The sequence below is a fragment of the Aurantimonas sp. NFXS3 genome (assembly GCF_049132005.1).
Lineage (GTDB): Bacteria > Pseudomonadota > Alphaproteobacteria > Rhizobiales > Rhizobiaceae > Aurantimonas > Aurantimonas coralicida.
The window spans coordinates 959,478-981,829 of sequence record NZ_JAGDDZ010000001.1; the positions used below are offsets into that span (position 1 = coordinate 959,478).

At 68.6% G+C, this 22,352-nt stretch carries 22 protein-coding genes and 1 tRNA gene; 17 read left to right on the top strand and 6 right to left on the bottom strand.

Features of this window, described 5'->3' with window-relative positions; all coding sequences use genetic code 11:
• Window positions 1-18: 18 nt before the first annotated feature.
• The 3 genes from ilvN to J3367_RS04370 all read left to right on the top strand — a co-directional run bounded on the left by ilvN (window position 19) and on the right by J3367_RS04370 (window position 3,972).
• Window positions 19-591 carry an acetolactate synthase small subunit gene (gene ilvN, locus J3367_RS04360; RefSeq protein ID WP_009209104.1) on the top strand — a complete coding sequence of 191 codons (573 nt, stop codon included), beginning with the start codon at window positions 19-21 and terminating at the stop codon, window positions 589-591.
• Window positions 592-687: 96 nt separating this feature from the next.
• The gene (locus tag J3367_RS04365) at window positions 688-2,673 is read left to right on the top strand and encodes a hybrid sensor histidine kinase/response regulator (RefSeq protein ID WP_024348523.1); all 1,986 of its coding nucleotides are present in this window, start codon (window positions 688-690) and stop codon (window positions 2,671-2,673) included.
• A 171-nt stretch (window positions 2,674-2,844) separates the two neighbouring features.
• Entirely contained in the window at window positions 2,845-3,972 is a 1,128-nt protein-coding gene (locus J3367_RS04370) for an ATP-dependent DNA helicase (protein WP_024348522.1), read from the top strand.
• Window positions 3,973-4,005: 33 nt separating this feature from the next.
• On the opposite strand, the gene J3367_RS04375 is transcribed toward J3367_RS04370, so the two are convergent.
• Window positions 4,006-4,407, bottom strand: a complete 402-nt coding sequence (locus J3367_RS04375) for a hypothetical protein (protein ID WP_024348521.1) — start codon at window positions 4,405-4,407, stop codon at window positions 4,006-4,008.
• A gap of 226 nt (window positions 4,408-4,633) precedes the next feature.
• Window positions 4,634-6,238 carry a hypothetical protein gene (locus J3367_RS04380; protein ID WP_421460257.1) on the bottom strand — a complete coding sequence of 535 codons (1,605 nt, stop codon included), beginning with the start codon at window positions 6,236-6,238 and terminating at the stop codon, window positions 4,634-4,636.
• A 198-nt stretch (window positions 6,239-6,436) separates the two neighbouring features.
• Here J3367_RS04380 and J3367_RS04385 point away from each other — a divergent pair, with 198 nt between their 5' ends.
• The 5 genes from J3367_RS04385 to J3367_RS04405 all read left to right on the top strand — a co-directional run bounded on the left by J3367_RS04385 (window position 6,437) and on the right by J3367_RS04405 (window position 9,862).
• The gene (locus tag J3367_RS04385; protein WP_024348519.1) at window positions 6,437-7,180 is read left to right on the top strand and encodes a pyridoxine 5'-phosphate synthase; all 744 of its coding nucleotides are present in this window, start codon (window positions 6,437-6,439) and stop codon (window positions 7,178-7,180) included.
• Between the two features lie 169 nt (window positions 7,181-7,349).
• The gene (locus tag J3367_RS04390; RefSeq protein WP_050767679.1) at window positions 7,350-7,967 is read left to right on the top strand and encodes a TetR/AcrR family transcriptional regulator C-terminal domain-containing protein; all 618 of its coding nucleotides are present in this window, start codon (window positions 7,350-7,352) and stop codon (window positions 7,965-7,967) included.
• Window positions 7,968-8,007: 40 nt separating this feature from the next.
• The gene (ilvC, locus tag J3367_RS04395) at window positions 8,008-9,027 is read left to right on the top strand and encodes a ketol-acid reductoisomerase (protein WP_009209110.1); all 1,020 of its coding nucleotides are present in this window, start codon (window positions 8,008-8,010) and stop codon (window positions 9,025-9,027) included.
• 156 nt (window positions 9,028-9,183) lie between these two features.
• Window positions 9,184-9,621, top strand: coding sequence for a PilZ domain-containing protein (locus J3367_RS04400; RefSeq protein ID WP_155898330.1), 438 nt, complete (start codon window positions 9,184-9,186; stop codon window positions 9,619-9,621).
• A 165-nt stretch (window positions 9,622-9,786) separates the two neighbouring features.
• Window positions 9,787-9,862: transfer RNA gene (locus J3367_RS04405), tRNA-Lys, on the top strand.
• 255 nt (window positions 9,863-10,117) lie between these two features.
• Here the strand turns inward: J3367_RS04405 and J3367_RS04410 are convergent.
• Window positions 10,118-10,774 carry a GntR family transcriptional regulator gene (locus J3367_RS04410; RefSeq protein WP_024351512.1) on the bottom strand — a complete coding sequence of 219 codons (657 nt, stop codon included), beginning with the start codon at window positions 10,772-10,774 and terminating at the stop codon, window positions 10,118-10,120.
• Window positions 10,775-10,864: 90 nt separating this feature from the next.
• Between J3367_RS04410 and J3367_RS04415 the strand changes: the two genes are divergently transcribed.
• Genes J3367_RS04415 through J3367_RS04430 form a run of 4 tightly spaced genes read left to right on the top strand, consistent with a single transcriptional unit; the run spans window position 10,865 to window position 14,563 of the window.
• Window positions 10,865-11,734 carry an isocitrate lyase/PEP mutase family protein gene (locus tag J3367_RS04415; RefSeq protein WP_024351511.1) on the top strand — a complete coding sequence of 290 codons (870 nt, stop codon included), beginning with the start codon at window positions 10,865-10,867 and terminating at the stop codon, window positions 11,732-11,734.
• A gap of 40 nt (window positions 11,735-11,774) precedes the next feature.
• Window positions 11,775-12,773 carry a TRAP transporter substrate-binding protein gene (locus J3367_RS04420; RefSeq protein WP_024351510.1) on the top strand — a complete coding sequence of 333 codons (999 nt, stop codon included), beginning with the start codon at window positions 11,775-11,777 and terminating at the stop codon, window positions 12,771-12,773.
• Window positions 12,770-13,270: a TRAP transporter small permease gene (locus tag J3367_RS04425; protein ID WP_024351509.1), complete on the top strand. Its 501-nt coding sequence runs from the start codon at window positions 12,770-12,772 to the stop codon at window positions 13,268-13,270. Before J3367_RS04420 ends, J3367_RS04425 begins: the two co-directional genes overlap by 4 nt.
• Window positions 13,271-13,273: 3 nt before the next feature.
• Window positions 13,274-14,563, top strand: a complete 1,290-nt coding sequence (locus J3367_RS04430; RefSeq protein WP_024351508.1) for a TRAP transporter large permease — start codon at window positions 13,274-13,276, stop codon at window positions 14,561-14,563.
• Between the two features lie 44 nt (window positions 14,564-14,607).
• Here the strand turns inward: J3367_RS04430 and J3367_RS04435 are convergent, their stop codons facing one another.
• Both J3367_RS04435 and J3367_RS04440 read right to left on the bottom strand, forming a co-directional pair.
• Complete coding sequence (locus J3367_RS04435; RefSeq protein ID WP_029703437.1) at window positions 14,608-15,231, bottom strand: DsbA family protein; 624 nt, start codon at window positions 15,229-15,231, stop codon at window positions 14,608-14,610.
• Entirely contained in the window at window positions 15,228-15,947 is a 720-nt protein-coding gene (locus tag J3367_RS04440) for a L,D-transpeptidase (RefSeq protein WP_024351506.1), read from the bottom strand. The genes J3367_RS04435 and J3367_RS04440 overlap by 4 nt, the downstream gene beginning before the upstream one ends.
• A gap of 130 nt (window positions 15,948-16,077) precedes the next feature.
• Between J3367_RS04440 and J3367_RS04445 the strand changes: the two genes are divergently transcribed.
• Window positions 16,078-16,743, top strand: coding sequence for a response regulator transcription factor (locus J3367_RS04445; RefSeq protein ID WP_009209219.1), 666 nt, complete (start codon window positions 16,078-16,080; stop codon window positions 16,741-16,743).
• Window positions 16,740-18,095 carry an ATP-binding protein gene (locus J3367_RS04450; RefSeq protein ID WP_024351505.1) on the top strand — a complete coding sequence of 452 codons (1,356 nt, stop codon included), beginning with the start codon at window positions 16,740-16,742 and terminating at the stop codon, window positions 18,093-18,095. The genes J3367_RS04445 and J3367_RS04450 overlap by 4 nt, the downstream gene beginning before the upstream one ends.
• Before the next feature lie 35 nt (window positions 18,096-18,130).
• On the opposite strand, the gene J3367_RS04455 is transcribed toward J3367_RS04450, so the two are convergent.
• Entirely contained in the window at window positions 18,131-18,532 is a 402-nt protein-coding gene (locus J3367_RS04455) for a response regulator transcription factor (RefSeq protein WP_024351504.1), read from the bottom strand.
• Window positions 18,533-18,729: 197 nt separating this feature from the next.
• On the opposite strand from J3367_RS04455, the gene J3367_RS04460 reads away from it, so the two are divergent.
• The 3 genes from J3367_RS04460 (at window position 18,730) to fixJ (ending at window position 22,340) form a co-directional block, all read left to right on the top strand.
• The gene (locus J3367_RS04460) at window positions 18,730-19,707 is read left to right on the top strand and encodes a 1-phosphofructokinase family hexose kinase (protein WP_024351503.1); all 978 of its coding nucleotides are present in this window, start codon (window positions 18,730-18,732) and stop codon (window positions 19,705-19,707) included.
• Window positions 19,708-19,837: 130 nt separating this feature from the next.
• Window positions 19,838-21,730 carry a PAS domain S-box protein gene (locus J3367_RS04465; RefSeq protein WP_024351502.1) on the top strand — a complete coding sequence of 631 codons (1,893 nt, stop codon included), beginning with the start codon at window positions 19,838-19,840 and terminating at the stop codon, window positions 21,728-21,730.
• Window positions 21,720-22,340, top strand: coding sequence for a response regulator FixJ (gene fixJ, locus J3367_RS04470; RefSeq protein WP_024351501.1), 621 nt, complete (start codon window positions 21,720-21,722; stop codon window positions 22,338-22,340). Before J3367_RS04465 ends, fixJ begins: the two co-directional genes overlap by 11 nt.
• Window positions 22,341-22,352: the final 12 nt, after the last annotated feature.

Here is a 22,352-nt window from a genome sequence, read left to right on the forward strand (position 1 = left end):
ACCTGCTGAGTTTCCGACATGAACCAACCCGTCCAGCCGCCCGCATCGGCCTATTTCATCACGCCGGAGAAGGAGGCGAACGAGACCCGCACGCTCGCCGTCCTGGTGGACAACGAGCCGGGCGTTCTGGCCCGGGTCATCGGCCTGTTCTCGGGGCGCGGCTACAATATCGAGAGCCTGACCGTTTCGGAAACCGAGCACGAGAAGCACCTGTCGCGGATCACGGTGGTCACCCGCGGCGCGCCCCATGTGATCGAGCAGCTGAAGAGCCAGCTCGACCGCATCGTGCCGGTGCACCGGGTCGTCGACCTGACCCGCATCGGCGGCGCCAATGGCGACAACGATCCGATCGAGCGCGAGCTGGCGATCCTGAAGGTGGCGGGGCAGGGCGACAAGCGCGTCGAGGCCCTGCGCCTTGCCGACGTCTTCCGCGCCAAGGTGATCGATTCCTCGATCGAGCATTTCGTCTTCGAACTGACTGGCCGGCCGTCGAAGCTCGACAAGTTCGTGGCCATCATGCAGCCGCTGGGCCTTGTCGAGGTCTGCCGCACGGGCGTCGCCGCCCTGTCGCGCGGCAAGGACGGCATGTAGGTTCTTCGCGCAGGTTCCGCGGGCTCCCTGCGCCATCTTGGCGCGGGGCGTTCCGCTGCTATGTCTGTGATGGACAGATGCGTGAGGGATACGGGGATGGAGCGAACGGAGCGGGCGACCGCGTCGGCCAGTGACGAAGGCCGCTACCGGCTGCTCGTCGACGCGATCACCGACTATGCCATCTACATGCTCGATCCGGACGGCATCATCACCAGCTGGAACGCGGGCGCGCAGCGCTTCAAGGGCTATACGGCGGACGAGATTCTCGGCTCGCATTTCTCTCGCTTCTTCGTGCCGGCGGATCGCGATGCCGGGCTGCCGCAGCGGGCCCTGCGCATCGCCGCCGTGGAAGGGCGCTTCGAGACCGAAGGCTGGCGCGTGCGCAAGGACGGCGGCCAGTTCTGGGCGCATGTGGTGCTCGACCCGATCCGGCACGCCGACGGCACCCTCATCGGCTACGCCAAGATCACCCGCGACCTGACCGAGCGCAAGCAGGCGCAGGAGGATCTGCAGCGCAGCGAAAAGCAGTTCCGGCTCCTGGTCAACGGGGTCAGCGACTACGCCATCTACATGCTCGATCCCGAGGGCCGGGTGACCAACTGGAATTTCGGCGCCGAGCGGATCAAGGGCTACAGCCGCGACGAGATCGTCGGCCAGCATTTCTCCCGCTTCTTCTCGCCCGAAGACCGCGAGCGGGGCGAGCCGCAGCGCGGTCTGGCCACTGCGCTCAGGGATGGCCGCTTCGAGACCGAGGGCTGGCGCATCCGCAAGGATGGCAGTCGGTTCTGGGCCAGCGTGGTGGTCGACCGGGTCGACGACGAGGCGGGCAGGGTGATCGGCTTTGCCAAGATCACCCGCGACGTCACCGAGCGCAAGGAAGCGCAGGAGGCACTGGCCAAGGCCAATGAGGCGCTGGCCCAGTCGCAGAAGATGGAGGCGATCGGCCAGCTCACCGGCGGCATCGCCCATGACTTCAACAATCTGCTGACCGCGGTGATCGGCAGCCTGGAAATGGCCCGCAAGCGGGTCGGCATCGACCCGCCGGCCGTCCAGTCGCTGATCGACAATGCGCTGGAAGGGGCCCGCCGCGGCGCGTCGCTGACCCAGCGCATGCTGGCCTTCGCGCGTCGGCAGGATCTGGCGCCGCGCACCGTCGATCTCGCCGAACTCGTCGCCGGCATCACGGCTTTCCTGGAGCGCTCGATCGGTCCCGAAGTCCGCATCGAGACGCGCTTTCCCGCCGGGCTCGCACCCGCCCATATCGATCCCAACCAGCTCGAGACGGCGCTTCTCAATCTGATGGTCAATGCCCGCGACGCGATGGACGGCAGCGGCGTCGTCGTCATCGAGGCCGACGAGGCGGCTATCGACACGGCAAGGCCGGGCGGGCTCGCGGCCGGACGCTATGTCCGGCTTGCGGTGATCGATACGGGCGAAGGCATGGATCCCGAGACGGCGAAGCGCGCCGCCGAGCCGTTCTTCACCACCAAGGGCGTCGGCAAGGGCACCGGCCTCGGCCTGTCCATGGTGCACGGGCTGGTCAGCCAGTCGGGGGGCGGCCTGCAGATCCACAGCCGCAAGGGCGAGGGGACCCGCGTCGAACTGTGGCTGCCGGTCGCCACGGCCGCGCTCGCGCCGGCGCCGGCGCCGGCACGTGCGCCCGAAGCGCCGGCTGCACCGGCCGAGGACCGGCCGCTCGCCATCCTCGCCGTGGACGATGACGGGCTGGTGCTGATGAACACCGTCGCGATGCTGGAGGACATGGGCCACCGCGTCTTCGAGGCGACGTCGGGCATGGAGGCGCTCGACATCCTGCGGAGCGAGGCGGATATCGAGCTGGTGATCACCGATCACGCCATGCCGCGGATGACAGGCAGCCAGCTTGCCGAGGCGATCCGGGGCGAATGGCCCGGGTTGCCGATCATCCTGGCGACCGGCTATGCGGAGCTGCCGCCCGGCGGCGACAACAGCCTGCCCAAGCTGTCCAAGCCCTTCGGCGAATACGAACTGGCCAAGGCGATCACCGCGATCCTCGGCGCCGGCAAGGCGGCGTCGCCGGGTGCGGCCATCGCCGGCTCCTGAACCGAGGACCCGCGCCGCGCCGCCCTGCAGCGGCGTTCGTGGTGCGTTTGCCACCGACGGTGGGCAAGCGCACGGCGCATCGGCGACGAGGGTGAAAAACCGCGCCGGGACCTATAAGGCTGTCCGCAATGGGAATCGGGCCGCGTGCCCGGCTGGCAACCGGAGATCGGCTTGAAGCTCTCACCACAGCAGGACGATGCGCTGAAGGCCGTGGCCGACTGGCTGGCGGACGGCGAGACACCGATCTTCCGGCTGTTCGGCTATGCCGGAACCGGCAAGACGACGCTGGCGCGGCATTTCGCCGAGGGCATCGACGGGGCGGTGCAGTTCGCCGCCTTCACCGGCAAGGCGGCGCAGGTGCTGCGCTCGAAGGGCGCCAAGAGCGCCCGCACGCTGCATTCGCTCATCTACCGCCCGCGCGGCGAGGAGACGATCTCCGACGAGACCAGCGGCCTGTCGCGGGTCTCGCCGACCTTCTCCCTGAACCGGCAGAGCCCGGTCGCCAAGGCTAAGCTGATCATCGTCGACGAGTGCTCGATGGTGGACGAGGCGCTGGGCCGCGACCTGATGTCCTTCGGCACGCCGATCCTGGTGCTGGGCGATCCGGGGCAGCTGCCGCCGGTGTCGGGCGGCGGCTTCTTCACCGAGGCCGAGCCGGATTTCCTCCTGACCGAAATCCACCGCCAGGCGCGCGACAACCCGATCATCGACCTGGCCCTGCATGTGCGCGAAGGCAAGGAGCTGATGCATGGCGACTGGGGCGCGGCCCGCATCATCGGCAAGCGCGAGGTGGAAACCGACGAGGTGCTGGCCGCCGACCAGGTGCTGGTTGGCACCAACCGCACCCGCCGGCGCTACAATGCGCGGCTGCGCGAACTGAAGGGCTTCGAGGGCCCGCTGCCGATGTCGGGCGACAAGCTGGTCTGCCTGCGCAACGACCCGGCCAAGGGGCTGCTTAACGGCTCGCTCTGGCAGGTGATGACGGCCTCGCGGGAAACCACCAAGCCGGGCGTCAATCTGATCGTGAAACCGGACGACGACGACATCGACCAGGGCGCCGCGAAGATCCGGCTGCTGAAAGCCGCCTTCGAGGATCCCGACGCCGACATTCCCTGGCCGACCAAGAAGCGTTTCGACGATTTCGACTATGGCTACGCGCTGACCGTGCACAAGGCGCAGGGCTCGCAGTGGAACAACGTCATGCTGTTCGACGAGAGCTGGGCCTTCAAGGAAACGCGCGAGCGCTGGCTCTACACCGCCATCACCCGCGCGGCCGAGCGGCTGACCATCGTCAAGTAGCCCCGCCGGGTCCTGCCGGCCGAGAAGCGCGGCCTATTCGGCCGGCGAGAGGGTCGGCGCGTCGCTCGCCTCCGAGCCTTTGACGAACAGCCAGAGGAACATCAACGCCCCGAGGATGACGGTGATCGAGCCGACGAACAGGAACAGGTTTTCCTCGCCGGTCGCGTCGACCATGATCTTGCCGAGGATCAGGAACGCTGTGCCGATCTCGTAGACCGCCAGTTGCGGCAAGGCGAGGCGGCGGGTGCGCAGTTCGGGCCAGACCTTGTGCACCAGGCCGAAGAGGACCGAGGCGACGAAGCCCAGAAGCCCGATATGGGCGTGGGAATTGGAGAAATTGTGGTGGCCGGTCGCGCCGAGCCATGTGCCGAAGGCCGCGCCTGCAAGCAGCCACACGATGCCGATGATGACGTAAAGTCTGTCGATCCTGACCATGGCGAAACTCCCGATCCTGCCGAAACAGCTGTGATCCGATGCCGTGCCGTAAGCGACCGGGCAGACATGCGCCGTCGCCGGGGCAGTCTAGCCGCGTTGCCGCGTAATATCGACAGGATTTTCAATCCGGTGATGCGCGGTATTCCGTTGGGTCAGTCCGGGGCATGAAAAAGGGCGGGAGCCTCGCGGTCCCGCCCTTTCCGATCATCGACGCTTTGCTCGGCTGTCAGCAGCCATTCGCCGTCAGATATACGGTGCGATCCTCGATCCGGTCGACCGTGACCGCGCAGCCGTCGCCGAGATCGGCGGAGCCGCCGGCCTCGACCTGCTGGCGCCCGACGCCGACGACGTAGAGCGTCGCGCCATTGTCGCCGAGGCCGGAGACGAAAACCTTCGTCTCGCCGAAGGTCGCCGTCTGGCCGACCGTGATCCCGCCGCCACCGGCGGCCGCATCGCTTTCGCTGGCCGGTTCGGCCGGCGCGGCTGCCGCGTCGCCCTCGGCCGGCGCGGCGCTTGCCGCCGCATCCGGCTGTTCTGCCGGCGTCTCCTGGGGTGCCGCGGCGGCGTCATCGGCCGCCGGTGCGGCGCTGTCTTCGCTGGTCGCGGCAGCGTCGCCGGTGCAGCCGTCGCTGGCGAGGGTCACCTGACCGTTCTCGATCGCCTCGACCGTCACGCTGCAGCCATTGCCGGCATCGAGAGCCGAGCCGACGGCGACCGTCTCGCGGCCGCCACCGCCGACGGCGAAGAGCGTCGCGCTGTCCTCGGCGATGGCGGAGACGAAGATCCTGGTCTCGCCGAAGCTCGCCGTCCCGCCGACCGGCACGGTCTGGCTGGTGGCACGTGCCGCGGCCGGCTGTTCGGCGGGCGCGGCAGCAGCAGCGGGTTGCGCCGTTTCGGTGGCCTCGGGCTGTTCCGCCGCAGCCGCGGTCTCGGCAGGGGCGTCCTGCGCTGCCGCATCGGGCGCCGTCTCTGCTGCGGCCGGCTGGGCCTCCTGCGTTGCCGCGTCAGGCGCGGCTTCGGCCGTTGCCGGCTGCGCCTCCTGTGCGGGCGCCGCTTCCGCCTGCTGCGGCTCGGGTGCGGCCGGTGCGGCGGCGGCACTCTGGTCACCGCCAGCCGGCGCTGCCGCCCCGGCGCATTCCTGCGATCCGAGATAGGCCGCGCCGGCGGCCACGCCGGCCAGCGTCACCTGGCAGCCATTGCCAGCGTCGATCGCGCTGCCCGACATCACGTCCTGCGGATCGCCGCCGGCGACCGCCAGCGTCGCGCTGCCGCTGTCGGCGGAGATCGACACCAGCTGCACCGGATTGCCGCCGAAGATCGCCGACTGGCCCGGCAGCAGGATCGCGCCGGTGTTGCCGACCTGGCTCGCCAGTGCCGCCGGGTCGCCGCCTGCGGCATCCGCTTCGCCCTGCGGCGCGGCAGCCGGTGCGGCGGCGATGTCGCCCTTCAGCCCCTCGATCGCAGCGGCGAGCTCGTCGAGCTTGGCGGCGGCCGCATCGCGGGCCTCGCCGGCGCCGCTCTGCAGCGACTGGCCGAGCGACTCGGTGCGGCTCTGGAAGTCGCCGCCCATCTGGTCGAGACGGGCGCCCAGATCGGCGATGGCCTGCTGCGTCTGCGCCACCGCGTCGTCGGCGGGGGCCACCGCCTGCTGGCTCAGCTCCGAAACGCTGGTCTGCAGTTTCTGGATCTCGGCCTGCATCCGGCCGGCGACGCCCTGCATCTGGTTGCCCAGATCCTCCTGCAGGTCGTCATAGTCGGGGCCGACGGCCCAGCCGATCGCAATGCCGACGACCCCGGCGACGACGATGGGTATGAAGTTCGAACCACGCATGCTGTCTCTCCCTCGCAACGCGTCCCGGAGGGAGCCCCCGGGCATTGGTAACGTGTTCAACAGACTAGCGGTCGGGCAGGGGCTTTCAACACGCATTCGGCGCGTGCGCCCGGATCGGGAGGTTTTCTCGCCCGGCCGTTGACCGGTCGCCGGGGATCGCACACTTACGGGGCGCCGAAACGTTTCCGCGAGGCCCGCATGTCGACCGCTCTCTCCGTCAATCTCAATGCCGTCGCCATGCTGCGCAATCGCCGCGACCTGCCATGGCCGAACGTGGTCGATTTCGGCCGGATCGCGCTGCGGGCCGGGGCCCATGGCCTGACCGTGCATCCGCGGCCGGACCAGCGGCACATCCGGTTCTCCGACCTGCCGGAGCTGCGCGCCCTGATCGACAACGAGTTTCCGGCGGCCGAATTCAACATCGAGGGCTATCCGACCGAGGACTTCCTCGCTTTGGCCGAGACCGTCAGCCCCGAGCAGGTGACCTTGGTGCCCGACGATCCCTCGCAGCCGACCTCGGACCATGGCTGGGATTTTGCCGGCGAGGGGGCGTTCCTGACGCCCATCGTCGCGCGGCTGCAGGCCGGCGGCGCGCGGGTCTCGCTGTTTGCCGATGCCGATCCGGCGGCGATGGCGGCTGCGGCGGCCACGGGCTGCGACCGGATCGAGCTCTATACCGGCCCCTATGGCGGCACACATGCCGACCCGGACGCGGCGAAGGCCGAGATCGAGCGGCTCGGCGCGACGGCCGATGCGGCGCTCGCCGCGGGGCTGGGCGTCAATGCCGGGCACGACCTGACCGTGGCGAATCTGCCGGCGCTGGTCGCGCGCATTCCGGAGCTGGCCGAGGTCTCGATCGGCCACGGCCTGACCGCCGATGCGCTGGAATACGGCATGGAGACCTCGGTGCGGCGGTTCCGGGCCGCCTGCGGCCAGGGCTGAATCCCCAGCGAATACCGGGCACTCGAATGGGAAAGGGCGGGCTCTGCGGATTTCCGCTTGCGTCCGCCACCGACACCTCCTAGAAGCCGTACCGTAACGTACGGTACGGCTCTCGCGAGCCGCCCCTGGAGGCAGTGTGTCGGCAACCGAAACCATCGCCGTGGAGAGCATGACGGAGCGCCAGTGCGATGTGCTGGACGCGGCGCTGCGCCTGCTCGTCGAGGCGCGCCGGCCGCTGACCATGACTGCCGTGGCGCGTGCCGCGAGCTGCTCCAAGGAAACCCTGTACAAATGGTTCGGCGACCGCGACGGGCTGTTGACCGCGACGGTGCAGTGGCAGGCCGCGAAGGTCCGCGGCGTGCCGGTGGGAGCGGAGGCGGCATCGCGCGAGCGCCTCGCGGCGCATCTGACCCAGTTCGCCCGCGACTGGCTGACCGTCCTCAGCGGTCCGACCTCGGTGGCGCTCAACCGGCTGGCTATTGCCGAGGCCGGCTCGAAGACGGCCGATCTCGGCGCCATCGTCCTGCATAACGGGCCGTTCGCCATGGCCCGGCGGCTGAAGCCGGCGCTGGAGGCCGGTCGCAATGCCGGGCTGGTGCGCTTCGAGGATGCTGACGACGCCTTCCGCAGCTTCTTCGGTCTCGTCGTGCGCGACGTGCAGATCCGGCTGCTGCTCGGCGACCGGCTGACGCTCGACAAGGCGGCCGTCGCCCGCGACGCGGAGCGCGCCACCACACAGTTCTTCGCTCTTTACGGAGTGGACGAGGAGAGGCCGGTCACGGCCTGAATTCACGACAACAAGCAAAGCATCCAAAGGAGGATACAGCATGCGCGTCTATTACGATCGGGATGCCGATCTCAACCTCATCAAGTCCCGCAAGGTCGCGATCATCGGCTATGGCAGCCAGGGCCGCGCCCATGCGCTGAACCTGAAGGATTCCGGCGCCAACGACGTCGCCGTTGCCCTGCGCGCCGGTTCGGCGACCGCCAAGAAGGCCGAGGCCGACGGCTTCAAGGTCATGACCGTCTCCGAGGCGGCCGGCTGGGCCGACCTGATGATGATGGCCACCCCGGACGAGCTCCAGGCCGACATCTACCGCGACGAGATCGCCCCGAACATCCGCGACGGCGCGGCGATCGCCTTCGCCCACGGCCTCAACGTGCATTTCGGCCTGATCGAGCCGAAGGCGACCGTCGACGTCGTCATGATCGCGCCGAAGGGCCCGGGCCACACCGTGCGCGGCGAATACCAGAAGGGCGGCGGCGTGCCGTGCCTCGTCGCCGTCCACCAGGACCCGTCGGGCAACGCCCTCGACCTGGCGCTGTCCTACGCCTGCGGCGTCGGCGGCGGTCGCTCGGGCATCATCGAGACCAACTTCAAGGAAGAGTGCGAGACCGACCTGTTCGGCGAGCAGGTCGTCCTGTGCGGCGGTCTGGTCGAGCTGATCCGCGCCGGCTTCGAGACGCTGGTGGAAGCCGGCTACGCGCCGGAAATGGCCTATTTCGAGTGCCTGCACGAAGTGAAGCTGATCGTCGACCTCATCTATGAGGGCGGCATCGCCAACATGAACTACTCGATCTCCAACACCGCCGAGTGGGGCGAGTATGTCTCCGGCCCGCGCATCATCACCGCCGAGACCAAGGCCGAGATGAAGCGGGTTCTGGCCGACATCCAGACCGGCAAGTTCACCTCGGACTGGATGCAGGAGTACCGGGCCGGTGGCGCACGCTTCAAGGGCATCCGCCGTCTCAACGACAAGCACCAGATCGAGGAAGTCGGCGAGAAGCTGCGCGGCATGATGCCGTGGATCAAGTCGAACGCGCTGGTCGACAAGGACCGCAACTAGGCGCTTCGCTTCAACCGAGCCTGCAACAGTTTGAGCGCCGGCGGGACCTGTCCCGCCGGCGCTTTGCATTTCGCTTGAATTTCACCGGGTTTGGTTCAGGAATTGCAAAGGAGTTCCTGCGACAACCGGACCGACTGTCCTGGCATGGAGGCCGATATGGCTGCGCTTCCCGAACATGAACCGGACGATTCGGAACGCCGCGTCGCGCCCCGCACGCGCACGCTCAAGCGCGCCAAGGTCATCTTCAACGGCGGCTTTTCCACCTTCGACTGCATCGTGCGCAACATCTCGGCGACCGGCGCCCTGCTGACCATCGACGACGCGGCGCATCTGCCCAAGGAATTCCAGATCCGGATCGGCGAGGAGCGCGACGAGCGCCCGGCGCGCCTGGTCTATCGCCGCGCCATGTTCGCCGGCATCCGCTTCCTCGATATCGAGCCCGGCCCGGAGGCGGGGGACCAGCGCCCGCTGCCGCCGCAGACGACGGCCAGGCAGCCCGAATCGCAGCCGGCCCCGGCCCCGGCCGGCGGCATCCGCAAGATCACGCCGGAAGCGCTGCCAGCCGCCCTGACGCGCCTCTTCGCCTGGTCCTGACCGGCGTCGAAACCCATCCTGCGCGGCACCTGACGCCCGGTCCGGGCCACTTGCCGCGCGCTCCACGAAAATAACCGTCATCGCACTGCAAAAAATGCCCGCCGACGGGTGGACAGCCACCGCGCTTCCGCTTATGTAGCCGCTACCGAACGCCACCGGCGTCGTGGGTGATTAGCTCAGTTGGTAGAGCAGCTGACTCTTAATCAGCGGGTCGTAGGTTCGAACCCTACATCACCCACCAAATCTTCTTTCCAAACATCTTCCTAGGTCATCGGCAACCTTCTGGACCCCTCCGGGGAGCGGTCGTCGGCATGTGCGCGACGAAGGTCGTCCGCGCGCGATCTCCGTCGCTGACTGCGCATGGTTCAAGCCGCTACCGGGTGTCCTGCGCTGCAATCGGCACCGGTTCGCAGCCTTTGGCGGATCTGCCGGCGTGAGACGCAGCAGCGTCGACGGTCAGGCCGCGTATGGCGCTTCCGCTTCGCCGCGATCGGCGTCACCGCGCCGGTGACGTCGCGATGACCACCGACGACAGGATATGCGCCTTCATGATCGCCTCGGCCCATTGGGCGTCGCCGAGGGAGAGGGCGGCGACGATCTCGCGGTGGTCGCTGCAGCTGCGCCGGATCTGATCCGGCGAGAACTTGCGGTAGGTCCGCATGATCAGCGCCAGATCGATCATCGGCGCGGCGACGCTCAGCAGGTGTTCGTTCCCCGACAGTTCCAGCAGGCGGACGTGGAAGGCGGTATTGGCCTGTGAGAACGTCTGCAGGAAATCGCTTTCGCTGCCTGCGAGCAGTTCCTCCATGGCGGCGCACATCGCTTCGAGGCCGCGGACGTCCGACGCCGTGGCCCGCCGGACCGCCAGCGCGCAGCCATAGCTCTCCAGAACTGCCCTTGTGCCGAACAGGCCGGCGACCTTGTCGCCGTCCCAGGACGCGACCGTGGCGCTGGACCGCGCCTTGGTGACGGCGAAGCCTTCCGCGGCGAGCCGCCGGATGGCCTCGCGGACCGGCGTCCGGCTGAGGCCCGACAGGCGCGCCAGTTCCTCCTCCGCCAGGCGAGATCCCTCCGGGAAGCGATTGGAAACAATACCATCCCGGATGAACCGGTAGGCTTCGTCGGCCGCGCCGAGGCTCTCGTTCTCCGCCATCAATTCCGCCTTCTGTATACAAGGATTTGCGTCGAGCCGATTTATATGCCTTTTTGACGACCTGTTGTATCCAGGAGGAGCAGGCCCCCCATGTCGTCCAGTCTCAGATCCATTCTCGCCGAGCCCGGCTGCGTCGTCGCCCCCGGCATCTACGACATGATCTCGACCCATCTCGCGATCAGCGCCAAGGCGAGAATACTCTACATGACCGGATACGGGACTGTGGCCTCGCATCTCGGCATTCCGGACGCCGGGCTGGCCTCCTTCCGCGACATGGTCGACCGGGTCGCCGTGATGGGCCGCGCCGCGCGGGAGGCGGGCATTCCGCTCGTGGCCGATGGCGACACCGGCTATGGCGGCCTCCTGAACGTCGACATGACGGTGAAGGAGTACGAGCGGGCCGGGGCGTCGGCGATCCAGCTCGAGGACCAGGTGTTTCCCAAGAAGTGCGGCCACACGCCCAACCGGCCGGTGGTGCCCAAGCAGGAGATGGCCGACAAGATCCGTGTCGCCGTCGAAGCCCGCCAGAGCGACGACTTCCTGATCATCGCCCGCACCGATGCTCGCTCCGATCAGGGGCTCGACGAGGCGCTGGACCGCATGGCCGCCTATGACGCGGCGGGGGCCGACATCCTGTTCGTCGAATCGCCGGAGAGCGAGGACGAGCTGCGGGTGATCGGCGAGCGGTTCCCGCACAAGCCGCTGGTCGCCAACATGGTCGAGGGCGGCCGCACGCCGGTGCTCGACGCCCGGCGCCTCGGCGAACTCGGCTTCAGCCTCGCGATCTTCCCGGCCATCGGTTTCCTGTCCACCGCCAAGGCCCTGGAGCGGGCCTATGGCGACCTCGTCGCGACGGGCGCCTCGGCCGGCAAGGACGATCTCTACAGCTTCGAGAAGTTCAACCGGATGATCGGCTTCGAGCGGGTCTGGGAGTTCGACAAACGTCACGCCCGCGACTGAGGAGGCGCGGGCGATCTGAGTTTCAATGGGAGGAAAGACAATGACGATGATGAAGATTGCGGCCCTTGCGGCCGGGTTCTCGATGCTGCTTTCGGGCAGCGTCTCTGCACAGACGGTGACGCTGGCCTCGACGGTGCCGGACAACGGCGTCAACAAGGTGGTCGTCGAGGCCCTGAAGGCCGAGCTCGCGACGGCCGCCCCCGACATGACGCTCGACATCTTTCTCGACGGGACGCTGGGGGGCGAGAACGAGCTGATCGATCTCGTGCGGATCGGCGAGACCCAGATCCACATGGGCGTCATCCACGCATCGGAATATTTCCCCGAGCTCGACGCGACGCTCGTTCCCTATCTGCTGCCCGACTATGACAGCGTCCAGCGGTTCCTCGACGGGCCGGTCGGCGACAAGATGAAGGCGGCACTGGAGGAAAAGGGCAACGCCAAGTTCCTCGGCACCTATTACCAGGGCGCCCGCTGGGCCACCTCGAACACCGCCTTCACGACCCTTCCGGAGCTTGAGGGCATCAAGATCCGGATGCCGGAAATCCCGCTGTGGATCGACATCTGGTCGGGCATGGGCGCGGTGACGACGCCGATGCCGTCGCCGGAAGTGTTCTCGGCGCTCCAGACCGGCGTCATCGACGCCCAGGAGAACATGCTCAGCAACATCTACGGGCGGAAGATCTTCGAGGTGCAGAAGTACCTCATCGCCACGCGCCACCAGCAGAGCTACGTCACGGTGATGGCCAATCTCGACTTCTGGAACGGTCTCGACGCGGCGCAGCAGGAGGCGCTGCAGAGTGCGATCGATGCGGCCACCGAGGCCGGCAGCGACGCGGCCGTGGCCGAGAACGAGCGGATCATCGGCCTGATCGAGGCCGCCGGCGTCGAGACGGTCGAGCCGAAGCCGGAGTTCCGCGAGAAGGCGCTGCCGGTGATCAAGGCCGCCGCCGACAAGATCCTTGCGCCCGGCGTCTACGACGCGGCGATCGAGGCCGTCGACGGTGCTGGAGGCGAGCCGACGGGCACTGCCAAATGACACGGGTCACGACCCTGGTGACGAGGGCGGCAGACGCCCTCGTCACCATCTGCTTCGCGGGGTTCTTCATCGCCGTCCTCGCCCAGATCGCCTACCGCTATCTCGGCATCAACCTCGTCTTCAGCGAGGAACTGGCGCGGCTGCTCAACCTCTATGTCGTTTTTCTCGGGCTGGTTCTGGTGACGGTGCGCCACGGCCATATCCGCATCGACCTGCTCGACCGCATTCTGGGGCGAAACCGCCTGACCGACACGCTCTACCGGTTCCAGCTGCTGGCCGCCTTCGTGTTCCTGTGCGCGCTGACTGTCGGCGCCTTCCAGCTGATGGTGGCGAACTGGCCCTATCCGCTGGCCACCATGTCCTTCGTCAGCCAGGGCACCGTCTATCTCGCGCCCTTCCTCGGCGGGGCGGCGGCCGCGATCATCACGGCGGTCCACTTCGTCACGCCCGGCCGGGCCGATCTCATCCACGCCGAAGCCGAAGACGGGGAGGCCTGATCGATGGTTCCGGGTTTCCTCTCCATGGCCGTGCTCATCGTGCTCCTCGTTCTGGGGATCGGTGCCGGCTACGCTCTCGGGCTCGCCGGGCTCGGCTATTTCGCCGTCACCCGCGGCCTCTTCGACATTCCCTATGCGATCGTCACGCAGCGGCTCGTCGCCGGCGTCGATTCCTTTCCGCTGCTGGCGATCCCGCTGTTCATCTTCGTCGGCCATCTGATGAACGATTCCGGTTCGACGACGCGGCTGTTCAACTTCGCCAATGCGCTGGTGGGGCACGTCAAGGGCGGGCTCGCGCAGGTCAACATCGTCGCCAGCATGCTGTTTGCCGGCATGTCCGGCTCGGGGGTCGCCGATGCGGCGGGCCTCGGCGCCATGGAAGTGCGGGCGATGCGCGAGGCCGGATACGACGACAAGACGACGATCGGCGTCACCGTCGGCTCCTCGTTGATCGGCCCGATCATCCCGCCGAGCATTCCGGCCATCCTCTACGCGGTGCTGGCCGGCGTCAGCGCCAGCGACATGCTGCTGGCCGGCATCGTGCCGGGCATCCTGATGGCGCTTGCCCTGATGGGCCTTGCGGCGATCTTCGCGCGCACTCGCGGACTGCCGTCCGGCCGGTTTCCGGGGGGCAGGGCGCTCGGCAAGGCGTTTCTGGGTGCCTTCGCACCGCTGTTGACGCCGGTGATCCTGCTGTCGGGAATCTTCGCCGGCGTCTTCACCGCGACCGAAGCGGCGGCGGTGGCCGGCCTTTGGGCGTTCCTCGTCGCCACGCTGCTCTACCGGAGCCTGGATTTCAGGGCGGTGATCGGCGTTCTGAAGCGGACGGCCTACGACACGGCGGTCATCTTCTTCATCCTCGGCTGCTCGTCGCTCTTCGCCTGGATCCTCACGCGGGCCCGGGTGCCCGACACGCTGGCGGTCTGGCTGTCCGGTGTGACGCAGAGCCCAACGCTCATGATGATCATGATGATCGTCTTCCTGCTGTTCATCGGCTGCTTCATGGCCGTGTCGGTGGCGATCAACGTCTTGACGCCAATCCTCGTGCCGATCGCCATCGCCTTCGGCTTCGACCCGGTCCATTTCGGCATCGTGTTCATCATGATCCTCGTCATCGGCGAGGCGACACCGCCCTTCGGCATGGTGCTGTTCGTCATGACGAAGGTGGCTGGGGTCAGCTACGAGAAGGTGGCGGCCGCAGCGCTGCCTTGGCTGGGCGCCATCCTCATGGTCGTGCTGCTGGTCGCGGCGCTGCCTTCGCTGGCGCTCTGGCTGCCGGCCCTCATGGGCTAGGCGGGTGGCGGCCCGACGGATCGCCTGCCGGGCCTTGCCGGACCTCAGCGCGTGCGGGCGGTGGCGACGGCGCGCTTCATGTCGGCCGGGGCGACGACGCCGGGGAAGAGCACCGTGCCGACCAGATAGGCCGGGGTGCCCATCAGCCCGAACCCCTCGGCCTGCTGGTTGTTGCGCTGGAGGATGCCCTCGATGCGTGCCCGATCGGCCTCATAGGCCCGCTTCAAGGCCGCCACGTCGAAGCCTGCCCGGGCGAGGATGTCCTCGACCTGGTCGGGCGTCAGATGGCCGGGCGTCGCCATCAGCGCGGCCTGTGCCTTGGCGTAGTGCTTGCCGGCAGCCAGGGTCAGCCGGGCGGCCAGTACCGAGGCCGGGCCGAAGACCGGCCAGTCCTTCATGACGTGGCGAATGTTGCCGTCCTCGCGCACGAGGCGGGCGACGTCGGGATGCGCCTTCTTGCAGTAGGGGCACTGGTAGTCGAAGAATTCGGCGATGGTCACGTCGCCCTTCGGATTGCCGAGGACCGGGATCTGAGGGTCGAACAGCACCGCCTCCGGCGACATCGGGTCGGTCGGCGCCGCGTTCGCTGCGCGCGGCAGCAGCGAGACCGTGCCGGTGGCGAGGAGCGCTGCCATCAGGTGGCGGCGGTCGAGGCTGGGGCGGGTCATGCGGCAGGGTCCCTGTCGGTGTCGGCGACCTGCGGTGCGGACTCGGGGCCGAGCACCACGACGCGGGTCTTGGGCGGCACGCGCCGGTTCAGGTCGATGACGTCCTGGTTGAGCATGCGGATGCAGCCCGACGACACGGCCTTGCCGATCGACCATTCCTGGTTGGTGCCGTGGATGCGGTAGAGCGTGTCGCGGCCGTCCTTGAATAGATAGAGCGCCCGGGCGCCAAGCGGGTTCTCGATGCCGCCCTTCATGCCGTTGCGCAGCTCGCCGCCGTATTTCTCCGGCTCGCGCTTGATCATGTCCTGGGTCGGGGTCCAGCGCGGCCAGGCCGCCTTGCGCTGGATCAGCGCCTCGCCGGTAAATTCCAGCCCGGCCTTGCCGACACCGACGCCGTAGCGCATTGCCTTGCCGTTCTCCATGACGAGATAGAGGAAGCGCTGATACGGATCGACGACGACCGTGCCCGCCGGCTCGCTGGTATCGTAATCGACGATCTGGCGGATGTTGCGGGACTCCATCGCGGTGGGGGCGACGGCGGGAATCTGCCAGCCATCGTCCAGCACCGGCCCATACATCTCGGCAACGCGCGGATCGACCGGCGGCTTGGGCTGGGCGTAGGCGAGCTGCCGGGTGGGTTCGCCGCTGGTGGAGCAGGCGCCCAGCGCCAGTCCGAGGAGGGTGATCGCGACGGCGCGGGGGACGGTTTGGATCATGCGGTCTGTTCCTGAAATGCTGTAAGGCGTAGGGCGCCTCGTCAGACCGGGTGGTCGGTCGCCAAGCTTAAGGCAGCCTTAAGCTGGATCGGCAGGATCGCCGCCGTGGCAGAACCGCAACGGAGCAGGCATGCGCATTCTGATCGTCGAGGACGACGAGATCCTGGGGAACGGCCTGAAGGTCGGACTGGGCATGAGCGGATTCACCTCCGACCTCACCGATTGCTGCCGCGATGCGGAGGCGGCACTGGCCGTCGGAGGCTTCGACGCCGTCGTGCTCGACGTGATGCTGCCGGACGGGTCGGGCCATGACATTCTCGCGGCCATGCGCCAGCGCGGCGACACCACGCCGGTGCTGCTCCTGACCGCGCTCGATGCGCTGCCGGACCGGATCCGCGGTCTCGACGGCGGCGCCGACGATCATCTGGGCAAACCCTTCGCACTGGACGAGGTGGCGGCGCGGCTGCGGGCGCTGATCCGCCGGGGGACCACACGCGCCGAGCCCTTCCTCGAATGGGAGGGGGTGCGGGTCGATCCGGCCGCCATGGTGGCGACGCAGGACGGTGTGGACATCCGCCTGTCGCGGCGCGAATTCGCCGTCCTCCACGCGCTGATCCAGCATCCCGGCGCGATCCTGTCGCGCAGCCAGCTCGAGGACAAGCTCTACGGCTTCGACGAGGGCGTCGAGAGCAACGCCGTCGAGGTGCATGTCCACAAGCTGCGCGCCAAGTTCGGCAGCCGCTTCATCGAGACGCTGCGCGGGGTCGGCTACCGGCTGCGCAGGGCCGATTCATGAGAGCGTCGCTGAAGGGCCGGCTGTTCGTCCTGCTTCTGGTCTCCACCGGCTTCATCTGGCTGTCGGCGACGGCCTGGATCTACGCCAGCACGCGGGCGGAGGTGGAAGAGGTGCTCGACGCCCGGCTGATGGAGGCGGCGCGCATGGTGTCCTCGCTGGTCGGCAGCCGGCAGATCGATCTGGCAGCCGCGGCCGAGTTGGGCACCTCGGACCTGCCCGCCTTCACCCAGGCCGGCCAGAGCTACGAACGACAGCTGTCCTGCCAGATCTGGTCGCTGTCCGGCTCGCTGCTCGGCCGGTCGGACGGCGCCCCGCAGCAGCGCCTGTCGGACCATGGATCGGGCTTCGCGGAGCGGCAGATCGACGGCGAGACCTGGCGGGTGTTTGCCGTGCGCAGCGCCGAGACCGGCGTGGAGGTGCTGGTCGGCGACAGTCTGGAAGTGCGGGCGCGGCTGGTGCGCGACATGGTGACGGGCCTGCTCCTGCCGATGATCCTGATTGCGCCGGCTCTGGCGCTGATCATCTGGTTCGCCGTGCAGCGCGGCATGCGCCCGCTCGACGAACTGGCCGGCACGCTGGCCGGGCGCAGCGCCGACGAGCTGCATCCGCTGCCGGCGGAGGGAAGCGTCACGGAGATCCGCCCGATGGTGGCGGCGCTCAACGGGCTGTTCGACCGGGTGGGCCGGGCCCGTCGGAGCGAGCGGCAGTTCCTCGCCTATGCCGCCCACGAATTGCGCACGCCTCTGGCCGGGCTGAAGACCCAGGCCGAGATCGCCACGCGCAGCCCGGATGCGGCGGTGCGCGACGTTGCGCTGACGCAGATCACCACCGCCGTCGACCGGACGTCGCGGCTGGTGCAGCAGCTTCTGGCAAGCGCCGAGGCCGAATGCGTCGATGTCGACGGTGCGCCAACGCCGGTGGAGCTGCGCGACATGCTCGCCGATCTCCTGACCGATCAGGCGGCACGGCTGACGGCGAAGGGCGGGCGGCTCGATCTCGATGCCTCGCTCTCGGACATTCAGATATCCGCGAATCCGACCTTGCTGGCGCTGGCCCTGCGCAATCTGGTGGAGAACGCGGTCAACCATTCGCCCGAGGGAGGGACGGTCCGCATCGCCCGCAGGGGCGAGGCGATCCTTGTCGAGGACGAGGGGCCCGGCCTGCCGGAAGACGAACTCGCCCGCGCGACCGAACGCTTCTTTCGTGGCCGGAACCGCGTCGCAGTCGGATCGGGACTGGGGCTCAGCATCGTCGCGCAATGTGCCGAGCGGCTCGGCGGTACGCTGTCGCTGGCCAATCGCGACGAAGGAGGCCTGCGCGCCACGCTCGGCGTTCCGGGTCTGGCCGCCTGATTGCGATCGGTCGCGCGGGGCAGGGCTCGGTGCGATCAGTGGGGCCGGGCGGCGCCCTGGTTGCGGCCGAGGCGGATGGCATGGCGAATGCTGTCGAGGAGGGCACTGTCGACGAGCGGCTTTTCCAGAAGCTGCATGACGCCGGCCTTCCGGGCGCGGCGGCGCAGGGTTTCGGTGGCGTGGCCGGTGATCAGGATGATGGGCAGCGTCAGCCCTTTCGCCCGCAGGGCGTCGAGCACGTCGAGGCCGTCCATGCCGGGCATCTGGTAGTCGAGGACGAGGCAGCAGGCTGCGCCGAGATCGTCGTGCAGCAAGAGCTCCTCGCCGGTGCCGCAGAGGCTCACGGAGAGATCGTCCAGTTCCAGCGCGAATTTGAGGGATTCACGCACCGCCAGATCGTCGTCGACCAGAAGGATCAACCGCTTTTCTTTCCTCATGCGAGCTGCTCCGGCACCATCGTCGGCAACCGCCCCTGCCGCGCCCAATTGGTCCATTAGGCAAACGGTCGGCACGCATGCCTTGATCTCGCGCAAGAGGGCGACGAGGCCGGCGGTGCCGGGTCTCGCTTGATCGACCGCAAGGCACGGATACGGCGGGCCGCTACAGCTCGTGCATGCGAAAAGAGGGCGCTGCCGTGATCGTCACCCTGACCATGAACCCCGCTCTCGACCTGACGACCTCGGTCGACCGGCTGCTGCCCGAGGCCAAGCTGCGCTGCGGGCCTGCCCGCCTCGATCCGGGCGGCGGCGGGGTCAATGTCGCCCGGGTGATCGGCGCGCTGGGCGGCGGGTCCCGCGCGATTCTCACCGCCGGCGGGACCATGGGGCAGGCATATCGGGAGCGCCTCGCCGACGAGGGGCTGGAGACCCGGGCCATCGCCATTGCCGGCGAAACCCGGCTGAACATCACCGTCGCTGAAACCGACACAACCGCCCAGTACCGGCTCGTCCTGCCGGGACCCGAGCTTGGCGAAGCCGAATGGCGGGCCTGTCTCGACGCGGTCGATGCCGATCTGGTGCCCGGCGGCTTCGTCGTCGCCAGTGGCAGCCTGCCGCCGGGCGTGCCCACCGATTTCTATGCGCGCATCGCGGCGGCCGCGAAGAGGCGCGGCGCCCGCTGCGTGGTCGACACGTCGGGTCCTGCGCTGGCGGCGGCGCTTTCGGAAGGTGTCTTCCTCGCCAAGCCGAACCAGCGCGAGTTCTGCGAGCTGACGGGCGTGGCGCCCGCCGACCGGCAGGGACAGGAACAGGTGGCGCTCGACATGGTCCGGCGCGGGGCGGCCGAGATCGTCGCCCTGACCCTCGGGGCGGAGGGCGCCGTCATCGCCTCGGCGTCAGGGCTGCTCACGATCCCTCCCGTCAGTGTGGAGCCGCAGAGCGCAGTCGGCGCCGGCGACAGCTTCGTCGGCGCCTTCGTTCTCGCGCTTTCGCAGGGCCAGCCGCTGGCAAACGCCGCCTGCCTCGCTTCTGCCGCCGGCGTGGCGGCGCTGCTGACGCCGGGAACGGAGCTCTGCCGCGAGGCGGACGTGCGGCGGATCGACTGCGAGCTCGCCGCCCGCATGGGGCTGAAGACGCCGGACGACGCGCGCCAGCGCGTGCCCTCAGCGAAGTGATCGGTGCAGGCTGCGGCAGATTGCAAGCGGCCGGGATAATCCCGCAACTTGACCACGAGGCCGGCACGGTGGAAGTGTCGGTCATCGACGAGGGATACAACCTCCAGCACCTGCCGGCCGCGATCTGTCCATGGAATCCGATATCGAGCCAGAACCGCGGATCACCTGCGGGAACGCGGAGAATGCCCTGCGGGCGCTCCAGGCGGCGGGCGTCGGCACGTGGCGGTTCGATCCGGTTGCCGGCACCATCAGCCTCTCGCAGATTGCCGCCGAGCGCTTCAAGACTGGCGTCGATGTCCAGCCGCTGACGGCGCTTCTGGGCCGGCTCCACCCCGAGGACCGCGCCATTGCCGAGCAAGCGTTCGGCGCTGCCGTACCCTTCGGCATCGACATCGACGTGCGATCGATGGCGGCAAGTGGCAGGGAGGAATGGCTGCGGCTGCGCGGCCGCGCCATCGAGGAGGTCGGCGGAGGCTCGGCGATCCATGGCGTCCTCGCCGACATCACCTCCCGCAAGGCGGCCGAGAACGCCAACAACCGCCTCGCGGCGATCGTCGCCTCGGCGGACGTGGCGATCATCGGCAAGTCGCTGGACGGCCTCGTCACCGACTGGAACCGCGGCGCGGAGGCGATCTTCGGCTACAGCGCGGCGCAGATCGTCGGCCAGCCGATCACCATGCTCTTGCCCGAAGGCCAGGAGGACGAGGAACGTGTCTTCATGGAGCGGCTGCATCGCGGCGAGCGGGTCGAGCATTTCGAGACCCGGCGCCGCCGCGCCGACGGGCAGATCATCGACGTCTCGCTGACCGTCTCGCCGGTGTGGGACGCGGCCGGCCGGCTGGTCGGCGCCTCGAAGGTGGCGCGCGACATCACCACCACCCGCCGCGCTTTGACCGAGCTGGCCGAGCGCGAGGCCCGCCTGCAACTGGTGCTCGACACCGTGCCCGACGCGATGATCGTCATCGATACGGCCGGCATCATGCAGTCCTTCAGCGCCACCGCCGAGCGGCTGTTCGGCCATCGGCCCGACGAGGTCATCGGCCGCAACATCAGCATGCTGATGCCGTCGCCCTATCGCGAGCAGCACGACCATTATCTCGCCCGCTACCTCGCCACGGGGGAGCGGCGGATCATCGGCATCGGCCGAGTCGTCGTCGGCGCCCGCAAGGATGGCTCGACCTTTCCCATGGAACTGTCGGTCGGCGAGATGCAAAGCGGCGAGAACCGCCTGTTCACCGGTTTCGTGCGCGATCTGACCGAGCGACAGAACACCCAGCGGCGCCTGCAGGAGCTGCAGGCGGAGGTCATCCACATGTCGCGCTATACCGCGCTCGGCGAGATGGCCTCGACGCTGGCGCACGAGCTGAACCAGCCGCTGACGGCGGCCGCGAACTACCTGAAGGGCGCGCGCCGGCTGCTCGACGGCGGCGACGCCGACAACCTGCCCACCGTGCGCGACGCCATCGACCGCGCGGCGGACCAGGCGCTGCGGGCCGGGCAGATCATCCGCCGGCTGCGCGACTTCGTGGCGCGGCGCGAAAGCGAGCGGCGGATCGAGAACCTGCCGACGCTGATCGAGGAGGCCAGCGCGCTGGCGCTGGTGGGGGCGAAGGAGACCGGCGTGCGGGTGTCCTTCGACTTCGCCCCCGAAGCCGCGCTGGTCCTGGCCGACAAGGTGCAGGTGCAGCAGGTTCTCCTGAACCTCATCCGCAATGCGGTGGAGGCGATGCAGGAAACGCCGCGCCGCGAACTGGTCGTCGTCACCTCGCTCGGCGAGGACGAGATGGTACGGGTGGACGTCACCGACACGGGCACGGGGATCGCCGCGGATGTGGCGGAGCACCTCTTCCAGCCCTTCGTGACCAGCAAGGCGCAGGGAATGGGGGTCGGCCTGTCGATCTCGCGGACCATCATCGAAGCCCATGGCGGGCATCTGTGGGCCGAGCCGAACCCGGACGGCGGCACGATCTTCCGGCTCACCCTGCGCAGCGCCCGGATGAAGGAGGTCGAGGATGGCGAATAATGCCGTCGTGCACGTCATCGACGACGATGCGGATGTGCGCCAGTCGCTGGCCTTCCTGCTGGCGACGGCCGGACTGGCGGTGCGGGTCTACGATTCGGCGACCGCCTTCCTCGCCTCGCTCGAGGGACTGCAGCCCGGCTGCATCGTCAGCGATGTGCGCATGCCGGGGATCGACGGGCTGGAGCTGCAACGGCGGCTGAAGGGCCTGGGCGTGATGCTGCCGGTGGTCATCATGACCGGCCATGCCGACGTGCCGCTGGCCGTGCAGGCGATGAAGGAGGGCGCCGTCGACCTGGTCGAAAAGCCCTTCGACGACGAAATCCTGCTCGAAGCGATCCACACGGCGCTGGAACGCTGCAACCACCAGGGGGGACCCGACGGCGACACCGCCCGGATACAAGGACGCCTCCAGTCGCTGTCGCCGCGCGAGCGGCAGGTGCTGGACGGGCTGCTCGCCGGCCATCCCAACAAGACCATCGCCTACGATCTCGGGCTCAGCCCGCGCACGGTGGAGGTCCACCGGGCCAATGTCATGACCAAGATGGAAGCCTCCAGCCTGTCCGAGCTGGTGCGGATGGCGGTGCGCGCCGGCGCGCTGACGGACGGGTAGGGCGTATCCGAT